This window comes from Anaerocolumna xylanovorans DSM 12503, from assembly GCF_900143645.1.
Taxonomy (GTDB): domain Bacteria; phylum Bacillota; class Clostridia; order Lachnospirales; family Lachnospiraceae; genus Anaerocolumna; species Anaerocolumna xylanovorans.
In genome coordinates this window covers 1,297,213-1,314,296 of sequence record NZ_FRFD01000003.1, presented here as the reverse complement: position 1 = coordinate 1,314,296, position 17,084 = coordinate 1,297,213, and the positions used below count along the sequence as shown (strand labels likewise).

Annotated in this window: 15 protein-coding genes; all 15 read left to right on the top strand. The window is 42.8% G+C overall.

The features are described 5' to 3' along the window. The first annotated feature begins 8 nt into the window (after window positions 1–8). On the top strand, window positions 9–1,547 hold the full coding sequence (locus BUF11_RS05625; RefSeq protein ID WP_073587748.1) for a nitrogenase component 1: 1,539 nt from the start codon (window positions 9–11) through the stop codon (window positions 1,545–1,547). A gap of 33 nt (window positions 1,548–1,580) precedes the next feature. Beyond that, entirely contained in the window at window positions 1,581–2,546 is a 966-nt protein-coding gene (cysK, locus tag BUF11_RS05620) for a cysteine synthase A (RefSeq protein ID WP_073587747.1), read from the top strand. Window positions 2,547–2,549: 3 nt separating this feature from the next. Next, window positions 2,550–2,900 carry a NifB/NifX family molybdenum-iron cluster-binding protein gene (locus BUF11_RS05615; RefSeq protein ID WP_073587746.1) on the top strand — a complete coding sequence of 117 codons (351 nt, stop codon included), beginning with the start codon at window positions 2,550–2,552 and terminating at the stop codon, window positions 2,898–2,900. 49 nt (window positions 2,901–2,949) lie between these two features. After that, the gene (locus BUF11_RS05610) at window positions 2,950–3,936 is read left to right on the top strand and encodes an ABC transporter permease (RefSeq protein WP_073587745.1); all 987 of its coding nucleotides are present in this window, start codon (window positions 2,950–2,952) and stop codon (window positions 3,934–3,936) included. Next, complete coding sequence (locus BUF11_RS05605) at window positions 3,930–4,748, top strand: ABC transporter ATP-binding protein (RefSeq protein WP_073587744.1); 819 nt, start codon at window positions 3,930–3,932, stop codon at window positions 4,746–4,748. Before BUF11_RS05610 ends, BUF11_RS05605 begins: the two co-directional genes overlap by 7 nt. A gap of 47 nt (window positions 4,749–4,795) precedes the next feature. Beyond that, the gene (locus BUF11_RS05600) at window positions 4,796–5,908 is read left to right on the top strand and encodes an ABC transporter substrate-binding protein (protein WP_084558467.1); all 1,113 of its coding nucleotides are present in this window, start codon (window positions 4,796–4,798) and stop codon (window positions 5,906–5,908) included. Between the two features lie 21 nt (window positions 5,909–5,929). Further along, window positions 5,930–6,349, top strand: a complete 420-nt coding sequence (locus tag BUF11_RS05595; protein WP_073587742.1) for a DUF4418 family protein — start codon at window positions 5,930–5,932, stop codon at window positions 6,347–6,349. 40 nt (window positions 6,350–6,389) lie between these two features. Further along, a complete protein-coding gene (locus BUF11_RS05585; protein WP_084558466.1) occupies window positions 6,390–7,622 on the top strand; it encodes an ABC transporter permease in 1,233 nt (410 codons plus the stop codon). Continuing rightward, entirely contained in the window at window positions 7,622–8,254 is a 633-nt protein-coding gene (locus BUF11_RS05580) for an ABC transporter ATP-binding protein (protein WP_073587739.1), read from the top strand. The genes BUF11_RS05585 and BUF11_RS05580 overlap by 1 nt, the downstream gene beginning before the upstream one ends. A 423-nt stretch (window positions 8,255–8,677) precedes the next feature. Continuing rightward, window positions 8,678–10,477 carry a S8 family serine peptidase gene (locus BUF11_RS05575; protein WP_084558464.1) on the top strand — a complete coding sequence of 600 codons (1,800 nt, stop codon included), beginning with the start codon at window positions 8,678–8,680 and terminating at the stop codon, window positions 10,475–10,477. Window positions 10,478–10,679: 202 nt separating this feature from the next. Then, complete coding sequence (locus BUF11_RS05570) at window positions 10,680–11,174, top strand: GNAT family N-acetyltransferase (RefSeq protein WP_073587737.1); 495 nt, start codon at window positions 10,680–10,682, stop codon at window positions 11,172–11,174. Window positions 11,175–11,192: 18 nt separating this feature from the next. Beyond that, window positions 11,193–11,822, top strand: coding sequence for a hypothetical protein (locus BUF11_RS05565; RefSeq protein WP_073587736.1), 630 nt, complete (start codon window positions 11,193–11,195; stop codon window positions 11,820–11,822). Next, on the top strand, window positions 11,819–12,289 hold the full coding sequence (gene rnhA, locus BUF11_RS05560; RefSeq protein WP_073587735.1) for a ribonuclease HI: 471 nt from the start codon (window positions 11,819–11,821) through the stop codon (window positions 12,287–12,289). Before BUF11_RS05565 ends, rnhA begins: the two co-directional genes overlap by 4 nt. 75 nt (window positions 12,290–12,364) lie before the next feature. Then, window positions 12,365–15,049 carry a DNA mismatch repair protein MutS gene (gene mutS / locus BUF11_RS05555; RefSeq protein ID WP_073587734.1) on the top strand — a complete coding sequence of 895 codons (2,685 nt, stop codon included), beginning with the start codon at window positions 12,365–12,367 and terminating at the stop codon, window positions 15,047–15,049. Window positions 15,050–15,085: 36 nt separating this feature from the next. After that, a complete protein-coding gene (gene mutL, locus BUF11_RS05550) occupies window positions 15,086–17,068 on the top strand; it encodes a DNA mismatch repair endonuclease MutL (RefSeq protein ID WP_073587733.1) in 1,983 nt (660 codons plus the stop codon). Window positions 17,069–17,084: the final 16 nt, after the last annotated feature.

The following is a 17,084-nucleotide window of genomic DNA, read 5'->3' as shown; positions in this document are numbered from 1 at the left end:
GGAATTCTATGGGAAGTTATGCGGATAGTTTAACCTATCATTATCTGGGAGCTGATGCTCCGCCCACCAGAGAAGAACGAATCGGTGCCTGTCATGCCTTTTGCGGCTCCTGCGGCGAACTGGCAGGGGGAATAAAATCCGGCTGTGCACAGCTGCAGAACAGAAAGTTTGCCCAGAGCGGAGGATGTCAATTGACGCTGGCAGTCGGTATTGTCAGCAGCTTTACCAATGTTGTTATGATAATCCATTCCCCTTTAGGGTGCTGTTCTAATTTTGTAGGAACCGGCGGGCTTAGAAAGACCATGAGGGCTTCAAAGGGGAAGCCCAATGAGGAATTTGTATGGCTGCATACCAATCTGGATGAACTGGATGTAGTACAGGGCGGAATCGATAAGCTTCGAAAGGCAATACTCTATGCCGAAAAGGAATATCATCCCGAAGCCATTGTAATTGCCAATGGATGTGTTCCGGGCATCATAGGAGATGATGTTGATTCCCTGGCAGGGGAATTAAAGGATCAAATTACTGCTAAGATTGTTCCGGTGCATTGTGAAGGCTTTAAGAGCAAATATGTAGCATCCGGCTATGATTCTGCTTACCACGGAGTACTAAGATACCTGATAGAGCCGCCACAGAAAGAATGGAGTACGGTTCCCGGAGGCAATGAGGAAAAGGAGGCTAAGGATAAATACCGTATCAGCCGTACGGTAAATATCTTTAATGTCGGGTCTAATTCCAATGGAGATGAGATTGAATTATCCAGACTGCTTTCAGCTATCGGCCTGATTCCAAAGGTTCTGCCCCTTCACGCATCCTTAGATGACCTGGCACATATTGGGGAAGCTGCCTTAAATGTGAGTATCTGTGCAACTCATGATGATTATCTTTTGGGGCATTTAAAGGAAAGATTCGGGACAGATTATCTCATTGATACCCTGCCCATCGGTATCCGAAATACCAATCAGTGGCTTAGAAAAATCGCGGCCTATTTTCACCTGGAAGAAGAGACAGAAAAGCTCATAGCCTTTGAGGTTTCAGAGCTTAATAAGGCATTGGAGCCTTTTAAACAAGTACTTGCCGGAAAGAAGGTATTTGTTGGCGGAGGAGAGACCAGAATCCTTACAACAGCAGAATTTTTCTATTCCCTTGGAATGGAACTTACAGGTGTAAAGGCCCATAATGTGGACCGGTTTGTTGAGGACATTTTAGAAGACATGAATGCACCGAAGCTTTTAATTGAGGTTGGAGCAGGTCAGCCGGCAGAGGAATTAAATCTTTTAAAGAAATTAAAACCTGACTTATATATCGGGCACATGAATGCCAATGGATGGGTCAGTAAGCTTGGTATTCCAAATTTCCCGCTTTTTGGGCAGAGCTTAAACTATATGGGATATTCCGGTGCTTTCGAATTGGCCAGAAAGGCTGTGAAGATATTAAAAAACACTAACTTTGTAAAGAATGTCTCCGCTAATACTTCCCTGCCTCTTAAGGAGGATTGGTATGACAGGGACCCAAAAGAAAATATAAAGGAAGCTGTCAATTATTAATAAGCGGTGCAAACAAAAAGAAATGAGGTTAACATGGGAAGGATAGTAGAAAATTTAACAGACTTAATTGGAGACACACCAATTCTTAAACCTCTGGCATTTTCAAGATTAGCCAAAATAGAAAACGCAGAACTGCTGTTTAAGCTGGAATACTTTAATCCCCTGGGCAGTGTGAAGGATAGGATTGCTTATTCCATGATAACAGATGCAGAGGAAAAGGGGCTGCTTAACAAGGATTCTGTTCTGATAGAACCTTCCAGCGGAAATACCGGCGTAGGCCTTGCATTTGTAGCAGCGGCTAAGGGATATAAGCTGATTATAACGATGCCGGATTCCATGAGTATTGAACGGAGAGCCCTTTTGACAGCCCTGGGAGCTGATCTGGTACTGACACCCGGGAGCCAGGGAATGAAAGGAGCTATCAGAAAGGCAGAAGAACTTCATATACAGACGCCAAACAGCATTATCTTGCAGCAATTTGATAATCCGGCCAATCCAAGGATACATAGGACTGCAACAGGACCGGAAATCTGGGAAGCAACAGGCGGCAGGATAGATGTTTTAGTAGCGGGTGTGGGAACAGGGGGAACCATAACCGGAACGGGGGCTTATCTAAAGGAAAAGAAGCCTGCTATTAAGGTCATTGCAGTGGAACCGGATGCTTCTCCGGTTCTGTCGGGAGGCAATCCTTCACCGCACAAAATCCAGGGGATTGGAGCAGGATTTGTTCCTGCGGTACTTGATACCGGGCTTATTGATGAAATCTACAGAGTCCGTAATGAAGAGGACATTGATACTGCAAGGGTGCTGGCAAGAGAAGAAGGACTGCTGGTAGGAATCTCCTCGGGAGCGGCAGCCTATGCAGCGGCATTGATAGCAAAAAGACCCGAAAACCAAGAAAAAACAGTGCTTGCTATTTTACCGGATACGGGAGAACGCTATCTTTCTACGGAATTATTCAATTCCATTCCGGAAGAGAAAAGCCGCATATGGTATTAGCCTATGACCTACCGTATTGCAATAGGCACCAATGACGGAATCAATATAACGGAACACTTTGGCCAGTGCAGCCGCTTTCAGATCCTTGCCATCAGCCAGGAAGATGACAGCGTAACCTTTATGGAAGACCGTATCACCATTCATCAGGATTCCTGCAAAAATCATCAGGAAGAAGTGATCAGGGAGAAAATAAATGCCCTAAGGGATTGCCAGATAGTTCTTGTCAGGCAGGTTGGGACACGGTCTGAAAAGCTGCTAATCCATAGCGGAATTGTTCCCTTACAGTATCAGGGCAGCATAAATCAGGCGCTCATAAAGATTAAAGCATTTTATAAAAAGCATCAGTTTCTATAGATGTTAAAACAGACAATGAATTTGCGCAGAAACGGAGGGATTTAAGCGAATGTCAGAGGAGTTTCAGGGAAAAAAGAAGAGTAAGATTGCATTCAACTACCGCACGCTAATACCAAGTGCCGGACTGTTGATTGCACTGCTTACCGAAGTATTGATTCCAAATCACAAAGATACAAAATACAGCGACCTGACAAACCTAAGAACCGTGCTTATTACAGCTCTAAGCATATCCGTGCTTTTATGCCTGTTATCTATATTTATTAAAAGGCTAAGGAAGCGGTATTCCTATCAGGGGTGGTTTATTGGAGGCAGCGGAATATTTATTGCAGTTATCAATATTGTCACAGCAAAGACCCATATGCTGCCTCAATTGTATTTTCCAAGTCTAAGCAGAGTATTTAATGTATACATCGAAGACAGGAGCTTTTTACTGACCTGTGTCATAAGTTCCTTTACCCTTTTGATAGAAGGGCTCATAATCGGGACCATAATCGGGGTAATAACAGGAATAGTGGTTGGCTGGAGCAAGGGTTGGAGCTATTGGATTTATCCCATTATCCGGATTTTAGGACCGATACCTTCTTCCACCTGGATACCCCTTGCCCTTATTATATTCTCGGCACCAAAGGGAGCGGCAATATTCCTGATAGCTTTTGGAGTATGGTTTCAGATAACCATACTGACCAGTTCTGGAATACAGGCAACAAAAAAATCCTATTTTGAAGTTTCCTCGACCTTGGGTGCAAGCAGTCTTCAAAATCTCTTTTACATAGCAATCCCCGATGCACTGCCATCTATCTTTCTGGGGTTTTTTAATGCGACCTGCAGTTCCTTTGTGGCATTGATGGCAGCGGAAATGATGGGAGTAAAGTCAGGGCTTGGATGGTATATCAACTGGCAGAAGGAAATGATAGCGTATCCCAATGTTTATGCAGGGCTAATTATCATTGCAGGTTTTTGTTATCTTTTTATTACTCTTCAATTTAAGGTGAGGGATAAACTTTTAAAGTGGCAGAAGGGAGTAATTAAATGGTAACGGAACCGCAGGTTGGGAATAAGACCGGAAATATCAGAGCAGTTAATGTATCAAAGGAGTTTGCAAATTCCGACGGAGGGAAAACCCTTGCATTAAAAGAGCTTAATACAGAAATTAAACCAGGGGAATTCGTCTGCCTTATCGGACCGTCCGGCTGTGGAAAATCCACCTTTTTAAGATTGGTAGCAGGACTTTCTGCTCCTACAGAGGGGGAACTTTTGCTGGATGATAAGCCGGTTAATGGTCCCGGATATGAGAGAGGGCTTGTATTCCAGGACCCGACACTTTTTCCCTGGCTGACTATCTATGATAATGTGGCATATGGTCTTAAAATCAGGCATATTTACAAGGAACACAGGGAGGAAGTAGAGGAGTTTATCCGCCTTGTGGGGTTGGAGGGATTTGAAAAGTCCTACCCGCATCAGTTGTCCGGTGGTATGGCACAGCGTGCAAGCCTTGCCAGAGCGCTGGTAAATCATCCGAAGGTATTGCTGCTGGATGAACCCTTAGGGGCTCTTGATGCATTTACCAGAATGAATATGCAGGATGAGATACTTAGGATTTGGAAGGAGCGGGGAACCACTATGATAATGGTAACCCATGATGTGGATGAGGCAATATACTTAAGTGACCGTGTGTTCATTATGACGCCGAGACCTGCAAAAGTGGAGAAAATCATAAAAGTGGATATCGGCAGGAATGAAACCTATGGAAGACAGAGAAACAGCGTAGATTTTTTAAACTACCGTTCCATGATACTGCAGATTCTGGACTTTACCGGTAAGGTACAGACGCCGGAATTCTACCTGTAGTAAGGCGGGGTATTATTGGAAGAAAATATCTATAAAGCGGAGGGAAAATGATGAAAAAAAGTAAAAAATCAAGATCGTTTTTAAGCCTGGTTCTGGTGTTGATATTATTACTTACAGGCTGTTCTGGTGCAAAAAAAGATAAAGAAACGGGTTCTGATACAGAAGCTGTAACTACCGATAGTGCTAAGAAATCGGAGGATGGCATTATAAAGGTCCTCTACGGGCCCGGATTATGCGGTATTCCTCTTCATATTGCAAAGCAGTTACAGTTCTATGAAGCGGAAGGCTTAAAGGAAGGCGTTGATTATAGTTATGTCACGAGCAGTACGACCGGAGTGGAGATGCTTTCCACCAAGCAGGCAGATGTTAGTTTTGGCCTGGTGGCTGCCATGTTAGCACCTCTTGATAACGGCTTGGAGGCTAAAACAGTGCTTGGTGTCCATACCGGCTGTATTCAGATACTGGCAGGAAAGGATTCCGGTATCACAAGTGTGGAAGGCTTAAAGGGTAAGAAAATCGGAATTGAGAATCTGGCTTCTTCGCCCCATATTATTGCACAGCGTGCGCTGGCCAGTGTAGGGATCGGTTCAACCGGAGATAACATGCAGGTGGAGTTTGTGGTATTTCCGAAGGCTGATCTGCCGGTGGCATTAAAAGAAGAAAAGGTTGATGCCATTGCTATCGGAGATCCTCAGGCTTCTATCCTGGCAAAAGACGGTGATGGAATTTCACTCTTTAATTCTGCGACTTCGGACTTGTTAAAGGATGAATATTGCTGTGCACTATGGGCAAGAAATGAAACCATAGAAAATCAGCCGGAAAAGCTTGCTAAAATTGTAACGGCAATTCAGAAGGCATCTGCATGGATTGACCAGAATAAAGATCTTGCCGCCGAAATACAGCTGGATAATGAATGGGTTGTGGGGGAATTGGAGGTGGATCAGCATACGCTTAAGGACTATAAATATCTGCCTTCTGTCAGCGGCGTAGAGACAGCACTGACAAGAAATATCAAAGATATGAAAGAACTTGGTTTAATCCGCAAGGATACGGATGGAGAGGCCCTGGCAAAAAGCAGCTTTATAAGGCTTCATGGCGTAGCAGATGAAATTACAGGAACCATTACCCCGCCGGTGGACCCTGCTTCCCAGCTAAAGTAACCGGAAGGAGAAAAAGATTGCATGAAAAACCGGATTATAACATTTCTTATCTATATACTTTCAGGAGTATTGTATCTTATCGGACCCCATACTATTTTTAAAGTATGCTCTGCAAAGGAGATGGTTATGACCTGCCACTGGTCCGTACAGGCAGAAACAGGTCTTGGTATTCTCCTGTTATTAACTGGTGTTTTTTATTTGTTTGCAAAAGGAAAGGAAGCAAAAATATTCTTAAGCCTTCAGACGATAGGAAGTTACGTTGTCGGTATCCTGATACCTGCCTTTCTCATTGGCGGATGCAAGAGTAAGGATATGGCCTGCCAGAGCCTCACCTATCCCTCCTTGTATTTAATATCAATACTTGGAATCCTGTATTCGATAGGAAATCTTGTTTTCTTCCATTTAGCAAAGAAAGCAGAATCCTTACAAGAAACATCATGAAGTTTGAAAATAACCGGAAAAGCAGTAAAAGAAGAAAGGCATGAAACCTATGGGCAGAAAGAAGAAAGGCAATATCCATTACGGACATATTATTTACCGGAATTTGAAACGAAGAATAAGCAGAACCTTCTTATTGTCCGCATTCCTGTTTTTCATGGTATTTATGATATTCAGCTTTACAAGTATTCTTAACAGTATGAGGGAAGGACTTGACAGTACGGTGAAAAGAACAGGAGCAGATATCCTGTTAGTACCAAAGGATTATTTTAGTTCTGTAAAGGATGCTCTTTTTTTAGGAATACCAAGTACCGTATACTTTGACAGCTCATTGGAAGAGAAGGTTGCAAAGGAAGAGGGAGTAGAAAAGGTCAGTTCCCAGATGTTTTTAGCAACAATTTATAACAGCCCCTGCTGTGATGAAGCGGTTCAGATAATTGCCTATCATCCGGAGAGTGATTTTTTAATTCAGCCTTGGATCGAGAAACAATTAAAAAGAGAGATTCCAGACGGTGAAATTGTGGCAGGAAGCAAATTATCATATAAAAAAGGCGATACAGCCATGTTCTTTGGAAAGAAGTTTCCCGTGGCAGGAAAATTGAAGGAAACCGGGATGGGGTATGACAATACGGTATTTTTAAATTTTAATACGGCAGAAGAGCTTTTAAAAGAGCCGGTGGTGAAGAATTACCTTGCGATTGGAAATAAAAAAGAAGTGGTTTCCTTAATAACAGTTAAGGTGGATAAGAAAGCAGATATCCAAAAAGTAGTGAGGGCTTTGCAGGATAAATATGAAAAGGATAATGTCAGTATTGAAACTTCCGGAAAGCTTATGGAAGATACCCGCCATGCATTAAAGCAATATACCACTTATTTTACATTTGTTGAAATAATATTAGTTGCCTTTACCTTTGAATCCCTTTTAAGCTTCTTTATTATCACCATGAGTGAGAGAAAAAAGGAATATGGTATTATAAAAAGCCTGGGAGGAAGTACGTTTAAGATTCTTTCTATTACAATTGGAGAGGCGGCAGCAATAGGTATCATAGGAAGCCTGGCGGGAAGCTTTTTGTCCATTCTGATACTTACACTGTTTCGGAACTTTATTCTCCTGCACCTTAAGCTTCCCTACTTAAGGCAGAGTTTTTCCGATTTGATGCTTCTTACGGTATTTTGCACGGGACTGTCTGTTCTTACCGGTGTATTTGCTGCTATATTAAGTTCCGCAGCAATCCAAAGAAAAGAAACCTACACGCTTATAAGGGAGAATGAATAATGTTAGAGCTTAAAGACATTACAAAATATTATAAACATTCCGTCAATACCTTCCCTGCGGTAGACCATGCAAATCTTCTGGTAAAGAAACAGGATTTTATAGCAGTAACAGGTCCTTCAGGAAGCGGTAAAAGTACACTCTTTCATATTATGACAGGGCTTTTAAGGCCGTCGGAAGGAAGCATATTTCTTGATGGGACTCCCTCTTTTTTAACACGGCAGATAAGCTTTATTATGCAGGGACAAAATCTGCTGACAAACTTTACAATAGAGGATAATCTGTACTTTCCGCTCTATCTTGCAGGGATAAAAGGGAATTATCGTCTGCGTGCCAAAGAAGTACTGGAATTGGTGGGGCTTACCAACACAATCGCTTCCTATCCCGACAGGCTCTCCGGCGGTGAGTTAAGGAGGATATCCATTGCAAGAGCTCTGATGAATAACCCCGGAATAATAATTGCGGATGAGCCTACAAGTAACCTTGATACAGACAATGCCATCAAAGTTATGGAATTGTTTAAGACAATCAACGAAGAAGGAACGGCTATAGTAATAAGTACCCATGATGAAAGGTTTCTGCCCTATAGTAAAAGTATTTACCGGATGGATAGGGGGAAACTTTCATTGTTATAAATTCACAGTGAGTAAGGGGGCTATTGCAAGATCAGCAATCGGCCCCCTTGTTCGTCAATTTATGTTGAAAATAATAAAATAATTTACAAATTAGTCCAAATATGTTATTATTTTACTTGTATATAAATGTAAAATGTAAAAATGGAGAAGAAACATTATTTTGGTTTCAACGGCTCAAAATATAAAGGCTAACATACACAAAATGGGACATGTAAAATCAATGACTGCAGACAATGGAACGAATACCCATGGTTTACAAATTTTATGCATATTTGAATGGAAATGTATAAAGTTTGTCAGGACAAGCACCAGGATATTGTTACTGGAGAACTAAAACAGAATGTGTAAATTCAGCAGGGAAGGAGGAAAGATAGTAAGCCGGCACAATCTGTTTTAAATAAGAAATAAGAAAGAAGGATGCAGTTGAAAAGGCGAATTTTTACCACATTTATGGTGCTGGTACTAGTGTTAGTAACTAGCTTATCAGGAAGTACCAAGCCAGTAAGCGCAACATCATTTCAGACGGTCGGCTCTCAATATGAGACGGTACCTGGAGAATTAATCGTATGTGTAGAAAAAGCAGATACGATGCAGTTACAGACTGCGGAAAAGACTTCAAGCTCGCTAGTTGATTTACTTACCTCTGATGTGTTTACAGTGAAAGATGATTTATTTGAATCCACCGGAATTAATCAGCAGTATTATACGGCAGAAGAGAAAAACTTAAAAAATGAAGCCGTAGAGAATATGGGATATACATACCTGGTGGAATATCCGGAAGAAAAGTTAAGTTTTCAGGCTGCCAGTGAAAAAGTAAGTGCTGCTTTGAAGGAAGCAGGCTATCAGGCAAAATCCATTGAGCCAAACTATATTTTAGAGGCGATAGGCCTTAGTGATACTTCTGAATATAGTTTGGAAAATGTACAGGCACAGGCAGTAAACCCGAGTCAGCAGTGGCAGTATGACATGATTAAGGCAACCAGTGCCTGGAATATTACAACCGGCAGCAGCAATGTACGAATGGCAGTATTAGATACTGGTATTGATAATACACACCCCAGCCTGGCTAATTTTGTTAACACTGGCCTTGGCAAGAATTATGCCGGTGGTGCAGATACTATGGACCGCCAGGGACATGGTACCCATGTTGCAGGAACCATTGCAAGTTATGGCAGTGTTTCAGGTGTTATGCAGAACGCCACACTAATTCCGGTTAAGGTATTGGGTGATGACGGCAAGGGGACAATGTATGGGATCGAGCAGGGTATTCTATATGCTGCAAGCATCAGCGCGGATGTTATCAATATGTCTTTAGGCGGCGGTGGATACTCCGATAGTTTTGCCGCAGCATGCAATACGGCTACATCCGGCGGAGTTATTATTGTGGCTGCCACAGGGAATGACAGTACCCCTTATATTTCTTATCCTGCGCGTTATGATAACGTGATAGCGGTTGGTGCCGTAGATTCCGGCAGACGCCGTGCCAGCTTCTCCAATTATGGTCCGGGACTTGATGTAATGGCACCCGGAGTCTCCGTATACAGTACTTCTCCTGGCGGACGTTATGTGACCATGTCCGGTACTTCCATGGCTTGTCCTCATGTAGCCGGCGTAGTTGGACTATTGCGTTCTTATGACAAGTCTTTAACCTATGCACAGGTGGACAGCCTGCTTAAGAGTACCGCTCAGCCGGCAGGAAGTACAACAGAGTATGGTGCAGGTATTGTAGACGTATATGCAGCCCTGCAGCAATTATCAGGGACCTCTCCCATAACCCAGGTGACTGCACCGGTATTTTCTTTACCGGCAGGTACTTATAAAGGTGAGCAAAAAGTTAGTATCAGCTGCACCACGGCTGGAGCAACCATCCGTTATACCATCAACGGACAGGAGCCTACAGAGACTTCTCCGGTATATACGGAAGCTTTGACAATCAGTGCAACAACGACGGTGAAAGCAAAAGCTTTTAAGACCGGGATGACCGCTTCACAAACCGTAACCGCAGTCTATACCATTGAAAGCACTAATCCGGATAATCCCTCCGCCACTCCATGGCAGGCAGGGAAAGCTTACCGGATAGGAGATGTTGTATCCTATAACGGAAAAACCTATGTATGCCGACAATCACATACTTCACTGGTGGGTTGGGAGCCTTCAAATGTGCCGGCACTTTGGCTGTTAAAGGAAAATTTCACTGCCGTTAGTCAAGTAGTGATAAAATAAGAATTAAAAGGGGCGCTGCAAAATAGATGTGAATAGTCATCTATGGAGCAGCGCTCCGTTTTTACCGGTTGAAAATAAAGTTTTGAAAGAAGACGTTTGCCAGGTGCTTAAATTGTATCCTCGTGAATATTCAAGAAATATTAAGATGAAATTCCGGTCAAAAAATGTTATAATAATTTTTATCGGACAAGGGGAGGTACCTATGCAAATCAGAAATGCCAATCTAAAAGATGCCGATAACTTTATTGACCTGCAGCTTCGGCTGGACCGGGAAACTGAATTTATGATGTACGAACCGGGGGAGAGGAATCCTGACAGGGACAGAACAGAGAATCTTTTAAAGAGTGCCGCAGAAGGTGAAAATCTTTTACTGGTAGTGGAAGATAAGGAAAAACTATGGGGCTATCTTTGGGCCGAACGGGGAAGCCTTAACAGAATACGCCACAGCGCTTATATTGTAACCGGTATCTGTAAGGATTACAGAGGACTTGGTATCGGAACTGCTTTTTTTCGTGAACTTGATAAGTGGGCTGTATCAAACCAAATCAAAAGACTGGAGCTTACTGTAATGTGCACGAATGAAGCGGCCATGCGCCTTTACGAAAAGAGCGGCTTTGTCAAAGAAGGCATTAAGAAGAACTCCATGCTGGTAAATGGGCAATTGACAGATGAATATTATATGGCAAAATTATATTAATACTATAAAGGAGTTACTATGTTAAAAGTTGAACGCATCAGTGTTATGAATCTTGACAATGCTATAAGGGGTGCCAGAAATCCCATGAACAGCTGGGAAAAGGGCGACAGCTGTTATAATGAAAAGGGCGAATACATATTAGGTGAAAATGACCTTGGTCTGGCAGTCAGACTGTGCAGATCCGGTACGGACCACAGAAAGTTCATGCGCCAGATATTTGTATCTATGGATATCACAGCGCCTATTTACTGGTGGAAGGAATTTGATACTTATAAGATTGGGACAACCGCTAATTCTACCAGCACCATGCACAAGATACACAGCAAGAGCTTTGAGGCAGAGGATTTCAGCACAGACCAGTTAACGGAAGAAACAAAGCTGTTCTTTCAGGATGTAATCAGCCAGTTAGAAAAGCTTAGGCTCTCATTTTTGGAAACAGGGGATAAGTCTTATTGGTACAGTATCATACAATTGCTTCCTTCAAGCTATAACCAGATGAGGACCTGCACCTTAAATTATGAAAATCTGATTAATATCTACAATGCCAGGAAGAACCATAAGCTAAAGGAATGGCACGATTTCTGTGATTATATGAAAGAACTTCCTTACAGCGGGGAACTTCTCACCTGGGAAAAGAGGTCCCAATGAAAGTAACCATATATACAGACGGGGCTGCCAGGGGAAATCCCGATGGACCGGGAGGGTATGGAACCATAATTAGCTATGTTGATTCTTCCGGGACGGAACACATCCGTGAATATTCAAAAGGTTATAAAAAGACTACCAATAACCGTATGGAATTAATGGCAGCGATTGCCGGACTGGAAGCCTTGAACCGCCCCTGTGAGGTAACCCTGTATTCCGATTCCCAGTATCTTGTGAAGGCTTTTAATGAACACTGGCTGGAAGGCTGGATAAAGAAAGGCTGGAAAAGGGGAAAGAACGAGCCGGTTAAAAATGTAGACCTTTGGGAAAGGATTTTAAAAGCCATGGAGCCCCATAAGGTGACCTTTATCTGGGTCAAGGGACATGCAGGACATCCGCAGAATGAAAGATGTGATATACTTGCAACAAGTGCGGCAGACGGAAACAATTTGGAGGAAGATGTTTTTTAAGAGCATCTAAAACACCAGGATGAACTGAAGCATTAAGAACAGATACTTATGTATTAACAGGAAGGAACAAAGGATATGGCTGAATTAACACCCTTGATGCAGCAATATGTTGAAATAAAGGAACAATACAAGGATTGCATCCTTTTTTACCGCTTAGGCGATTTTTACGAGATGTTTTTTGAAGATGCAGTCACCTGTGCCAGGGAACTGGAAATAACCCTGACAGGAAAGAATGTGGGGCAGGAAGAACGTGCTCCCATGTGCGGAATACCCTATCATGCGGTTGAAAATTACCTGGGCCGTTTAATTGCAAAGGGCTACAGGGTGGCAATCTGTGAACAGGTGGAAGACCCCAAGGCTGCCAAAGGTATTGTAAAAAGAGAAGTAATCAGGATTGTTACACCCGGCACGAACTTAAATGCCCAGGCATTGGAGGAAGGGAAAAACAACTTCCTGATGGGCATTGTACATACAATAAATGCATATGGAATCGCTACGGTAGATATCACTACCGGTGATTTTTTTGTAACGGAAGTAGATACGGAAAGAAAATTAATTGATGAAATCAATAAATATACCCCTTCGGAGATTATCTGCAACAGTACCTTTATGGTAAGCGGTGTGGATATCTCCGATTTACGGAACCGCTTAAATATTTCCCTGTCAGATTTAGAGCCCTGGTATTTTGAAGAAGAGGATTGCAGTAAAGCCCTTATGGAGCATTTTCAGGTTGCCTCTTTAAGCGGACTTGGTCTTAAGGATTATTCCATTGGTGTAGTAGCTGCCGGTGCGGTAATGCTTTATTTATATGAAACCCAGAAGAATTCCCTTTCCCATTTGACAAAGATAATTCCCTATTCTACCAGCAGGTATATGGTTCTTGACAGCTCCACCAGAAGAAATTTGGAGCTTGTGGAAACCTTAAGGGAGAAGCAAAAGAGAGGGTCCCTTCTCTGGGTACTGGATAAGACAAAGACAGCCATGGGTGCAAGACTTTTAAGAAGCTATATTGAGCAGCCCCTTATCGAGAAGCAGGATATTACGGACAGGTTGGATTCCGTGGAGGAATTAAACAGTTCTGCCATTACCAGAGAAGAAATCAGGGAATACTTAAACGCTGTGTATGACTTGGAAAGGCTTATCAGCCGTATCAGCTATAAAAGCGCCGGCCCCAGGGATTTAATTGCCTTTAAGAATTCCCTTGCCATGGTTCCCTCCATTAAGCTGCTCCTTGAGAATTCTTCCTGCAGCCTTTTAAGGGAAATCGAAGAAGAGCTTGATCCCTTAAGAGATCTTTATAGTCTCATTGAAGAAGGAGTCGAAGAAGAGCCTCCCATAACGGTAAGGGAAGGCGGCATCATAAAGGATGGCTATCATGCCGAGGTAGACAGGCTCCGCAAAGCGAAAACAGAAGGAAAGAACTGGCTGGCGGACTTAGAAACCAAGGAGAGGGACAAGACCGGTATCAAGAATTTAAAGATTAAGTTTAACCGTGTTTTTGGGTATTACCTTGAGGTAACCAATTCCTATCAGAATCTGGTTCCGGATAACTGGATCAGAAAGCAGACGCTTGCCAATGCAGAACGTTATACAACTCCCGAGCTAAAGGAATTGGAGGATGTTATTCTAGGAGCCGAGGACAAGCTCTTTTCACTGGAATATGAGCTTTTCTGCGATATCAGGGATAGCATTGCAAAGGAAGTACAGCGCATACAGCGTACAGCCAAGGCAATTGCCAAAATTGATGTATTTACCTCTCTGGCCTATGTTTCGGAAAAGAACCGCTTTATAAGGCCGGTTATCAATGAAGAAGGAATTATTGATATCAAGGACGGCAGACATCCGGTAGTGGAGCAGATGATTACCGGAGATATGTTTGTTGCCAATGATACGTATTTAAATAGTAAAGAAAAGCGTATCTCAATCATCACAGGTCCCAATATGGCAGGTAAATCCACCTATATGAGACAGACGGCCTTAATTGTTCTTATGGCACAGATAGGCTGCTATATACCGGCAGCTTCCGGCAACATCGGAATTGTAGACAGGATTTTTACCAGAGTCGGGGCTTCCGACGATTTGGCTTCCGGGCAGAGTACCTTTATGGTGGAAATGACAGAGGTAGCCAATATTCTCCGCAATGCTACAAAGAACAGCCTTCTGATTTTAGATGAAATCGGAAGAGGAACCAGCACCTTTGACGGACTGGGCATTGCCTGGGCGGTGGTAGAGCATATTGCCAATCCAAAGCTGTTAGGGGCAAAGACCTTATTTGCCACCCATTATCATGAACTGACAGAGCTGGAGGGAAAAATAGACAGTGTCAATAACTACTGCATTGCTGTCAAGGAACAAGGCGAAGATATTATATTCTTACGTAAGATAATTTCCGGCGGAGCTGATAAGAGCTATGGAATACAGGTGGCTAAATTGGCAGGGGTTCCGGACAGTGTGCTTAAGCGTGCAAGGGATATCGTAGAGGAATTAAGCCTCAATGACATTGCAGACAAGGCAAAATCCATGAAAGCTGTTACTGCCCAAGAAGAGACAGCAGAGGAGTCCTATGCTGCAGAGGTTGCGGCGGCGAAAGAAAAGAGTGCAAGAAAGAGTAAGGATATAGAGAATCAGCTTTCCCTTTTTGACTATCAGTTTGCTGTGCCCCCTTACATAGAAGAAATTAAAGAGCTTAACTTAAATGCCATGACGCCTATGGATGCCATGAATTACTTGTACCAGTTGCAGCAAAAGGTAAAGAATTAAAATAACTTCTTAGCCAGAAAGGATGGTGAATATAAAGTGCCAAATATAACTGTATTGGACGACGCTACCATAAACCAGATAGCAGCAGGAGAAGTTATTGAACGGCCTTCTGCGGTTGTAAAGGAATTGGTTGAGAATTCCATTGATGCCGGAGCAACGGTTATTACAGTGGAAATAAAAGAGGGCGGAATAAGCTTTATCCGCATTACCGATAACGGTTCGGGAATAGAAGAAAGTGATATGCCTTATGTATTTCTGCGCCATTCCACCAGTAAGATAAGAACTGCAGATGACCTGCTTCGCATAAAAAGCCTTGGCTTTCGCGGCGAGGCTCTCTCCAGTATTGCGGCAGTTTCCCAGATTGAGCTTGTAACCAAGACAGCGGAGAGCTTTACGGGAATCCGTTACTTAATTGACGGCGGGGTAGAAAAGGGGATGGAACACATAGGCTGTCCTTCCGGCACCACCTTTATTATAAAGAATCTTTTTTTTAACACACCGGCCAGAAGAAAGTTCTTAAAATCCGCTCAGACAGAAGCGGGTTATATCCAGGATTTTATGGAACGGATTGCAATATCCCATTCCGAAATCTCGTTTAAATTTATTATGAACGGTCAGAATAAGCTCCATACATCAGGAAATAATAACCAGAAAGATGTTATTTACCATATATACGGCAGAGATATTACCTCCCATCTGGTTTCGGTAAAGGCAGAGGGGGATAGCTTTTCCCTGTCCGGTTTCATTGCAAAGCCTGCCATATCCAGAGGCAACAGAAACTATGAAAATTATTTTATAAACGGACGTTTTGTAAGAAATCCTATTATTTATAAGGCCATAGAGGAAGCTTTTAAGCCCTATATTATGCTTCACCGCTACCCCTTCACTGCCCTGATGCTAACCATTGATTCCGAGCTTATTGACGTAAATGTACATCCTGCCAAGCTTGAGGTACGTTTTAAGAATGGAGAGGAGCTTTATAGCTTTCTTTATAAAAGTTTAAAGAATACCCTGGAAGGCAGGGATTTAATAACAGAGATATATCTGACAAAAGAAGAGGAGAAGCAGAAGATAAGCCAGAAGCTTCCCGAACCCTTTGAGACTAAGAGAAGGCAGGAAGAAGGGTTTGGCTTGATAAAGGAAGCTATTAAGGAAACGGAAATAGGGCGTCTTAAATCCTATGTGGATTCCGCTCCTTCTTTTGTAAAGGAAAATATGGATAGGGACCATACTCTTTTAGAGGAATCGACCTACCGGAAGGATGTTTATGAAGCTGCAAGAAATGTACTGGACAGAAGAAGTGCAGAGGAACAGGTCCAGGCAGAGCTGCCGGATACAGTCGGGCAGCCGGTGCAGAACGTAGTACCGGAAGCCGGTAATGTATCGGCCGGTGAAACAGATTCTGTGTACGAGCAGATGGCCTTCCTTTCAAGAGAAGCAGTAACCGAACATAAAATTATAGGGCAGTTATTTAATACCTATTGGATTATAGAATATGGCGACAAGATGTTTCTAATTGACCAGCATGCTGCCCACGAAAAGGTGCTTTACGAGCGTATCGTAAAGAAACTAAGGGAAAAGGAACATTTCTCCCAGCAGCTTATGCCGCCTATTATTCTTTCGTTAAATCTTAGGGAAAAGGAAGCATTGATAAAGAATCTTGACTTTCTAACCCAGGCTGGTTTTGAATTTGAAGAGTTCGGCGGAAAAGAATATGCCGTTCGTGCCGTTCCAGGAGATTTGTATAATCTGGTCCAGTATGATGTTTTAATAGAAATCATTGACGGGCTTACAGAGGAAGGCTATAATAACACACCCGAAATTATTCTGGACAAAATAGCTTCCATGTCCTGTAAAGCCGCTGTAAAAGGCAGCCACAAGCTGTCCGTAGAGGAAGCCCGTGCATTAATTGAGCAGTTATTGTCCCTTGAGAATCCCTATAACTGTCCTCATGGAAGACCGGTCATCATCTCTATGAGTAAATATGAGGTGGAGAGAAAATTTAAGCGTATTGTCTGATGTGAAAATTAAAAAG

Bases quoted from the DNA above. Each gene is read 5' to 3' on its own strand.
- BUF11_RS05615 (WP_073587746.1), top strand. From the start codon at position 2,550: ATGACCTACCGTATTGCAATAGGCACCAATGACGGAATCAATATAACG.
- BUF11_RS05625 (WP_073587748.1), top strand. From the start codon at position 9: ATGGGAAGTTATGCGGATAGTTTAACCTATCATTATCTGGGAGCTGAT.
- BUF11_RS05600 (WP_084558467.1), top strand. From the start codon at position 4,796: ATGATGAAAAAAAGTAAAAAATCAAGATCGTTTTTAAGCCTGGTTCTG.
- mutS (WP_073587734.1), top strand. From the start codon at position 12,365: ATGGCTGAATTAACACCCTTGATGCAGCAATATGTTGAAATAAAGGAA.
- BUF11_RS05570 (WP_073587737.1), top strand. From the start codon at position 10,680: ATGCAAATCAGAAATGCCAATCTAAAAGATGCCGATAACTTTATTGAC.
- BUF11_RS05595 (WP_073587742.1), top strand. From the start codon at position 5,930: ATGAAAAACCGGATTATAACATTTCTTATCTATATACTTTCAGGAGTA.
- BUF11_RS05580 (WP_073587739.1), top strand. From the start codon at position 7,622: ATGTTAGAGCTTAAAGACATTACAAAATATTATAAACATTCCGTCAAT.
- rnhA (WP_073587735.1), top strand. From the start codon at position 11,819: ATGAAAGTAACCATATATACAGACGGGGCTGCCAGGGGAAATCCCGAT.
- BUF11_RS05585 (WP_084558466.1), top strand. From the start codon at position 6,390: ATGAAACCTATGGGCAGAAAGAAGAAAGGCAATATCCATTACGGACAT.
- BUF11_RS05565 (WP_073587736.1), top strand. From the start codon at position 11,193: ATGTTAAAAGTTGAACGCATCAGTGTTATGAATCTTGACAATGCTATA.
- cysK (WP_073587747.1), top strand. From the start codon at position 1,581: ATGGGAAGGATAGTAGAAAATTTAACAGACTTAATTGGAGACACACCA.
- BUF11_RS05610 (WP_073587745.1), top strand. From the start codon at position 2,950: ATGTCAGAGGAGTTTCAGGGAAAAAAGAAGAGTAAGATTGCATTCAAC.
- BUF11_RS05605 (WP_073587744.1), top strand. From the start codon at position 3,930: ATGGTAACGGAACCGCAGGTTGGGAATAAGACCGGAAATATCAGAGCA.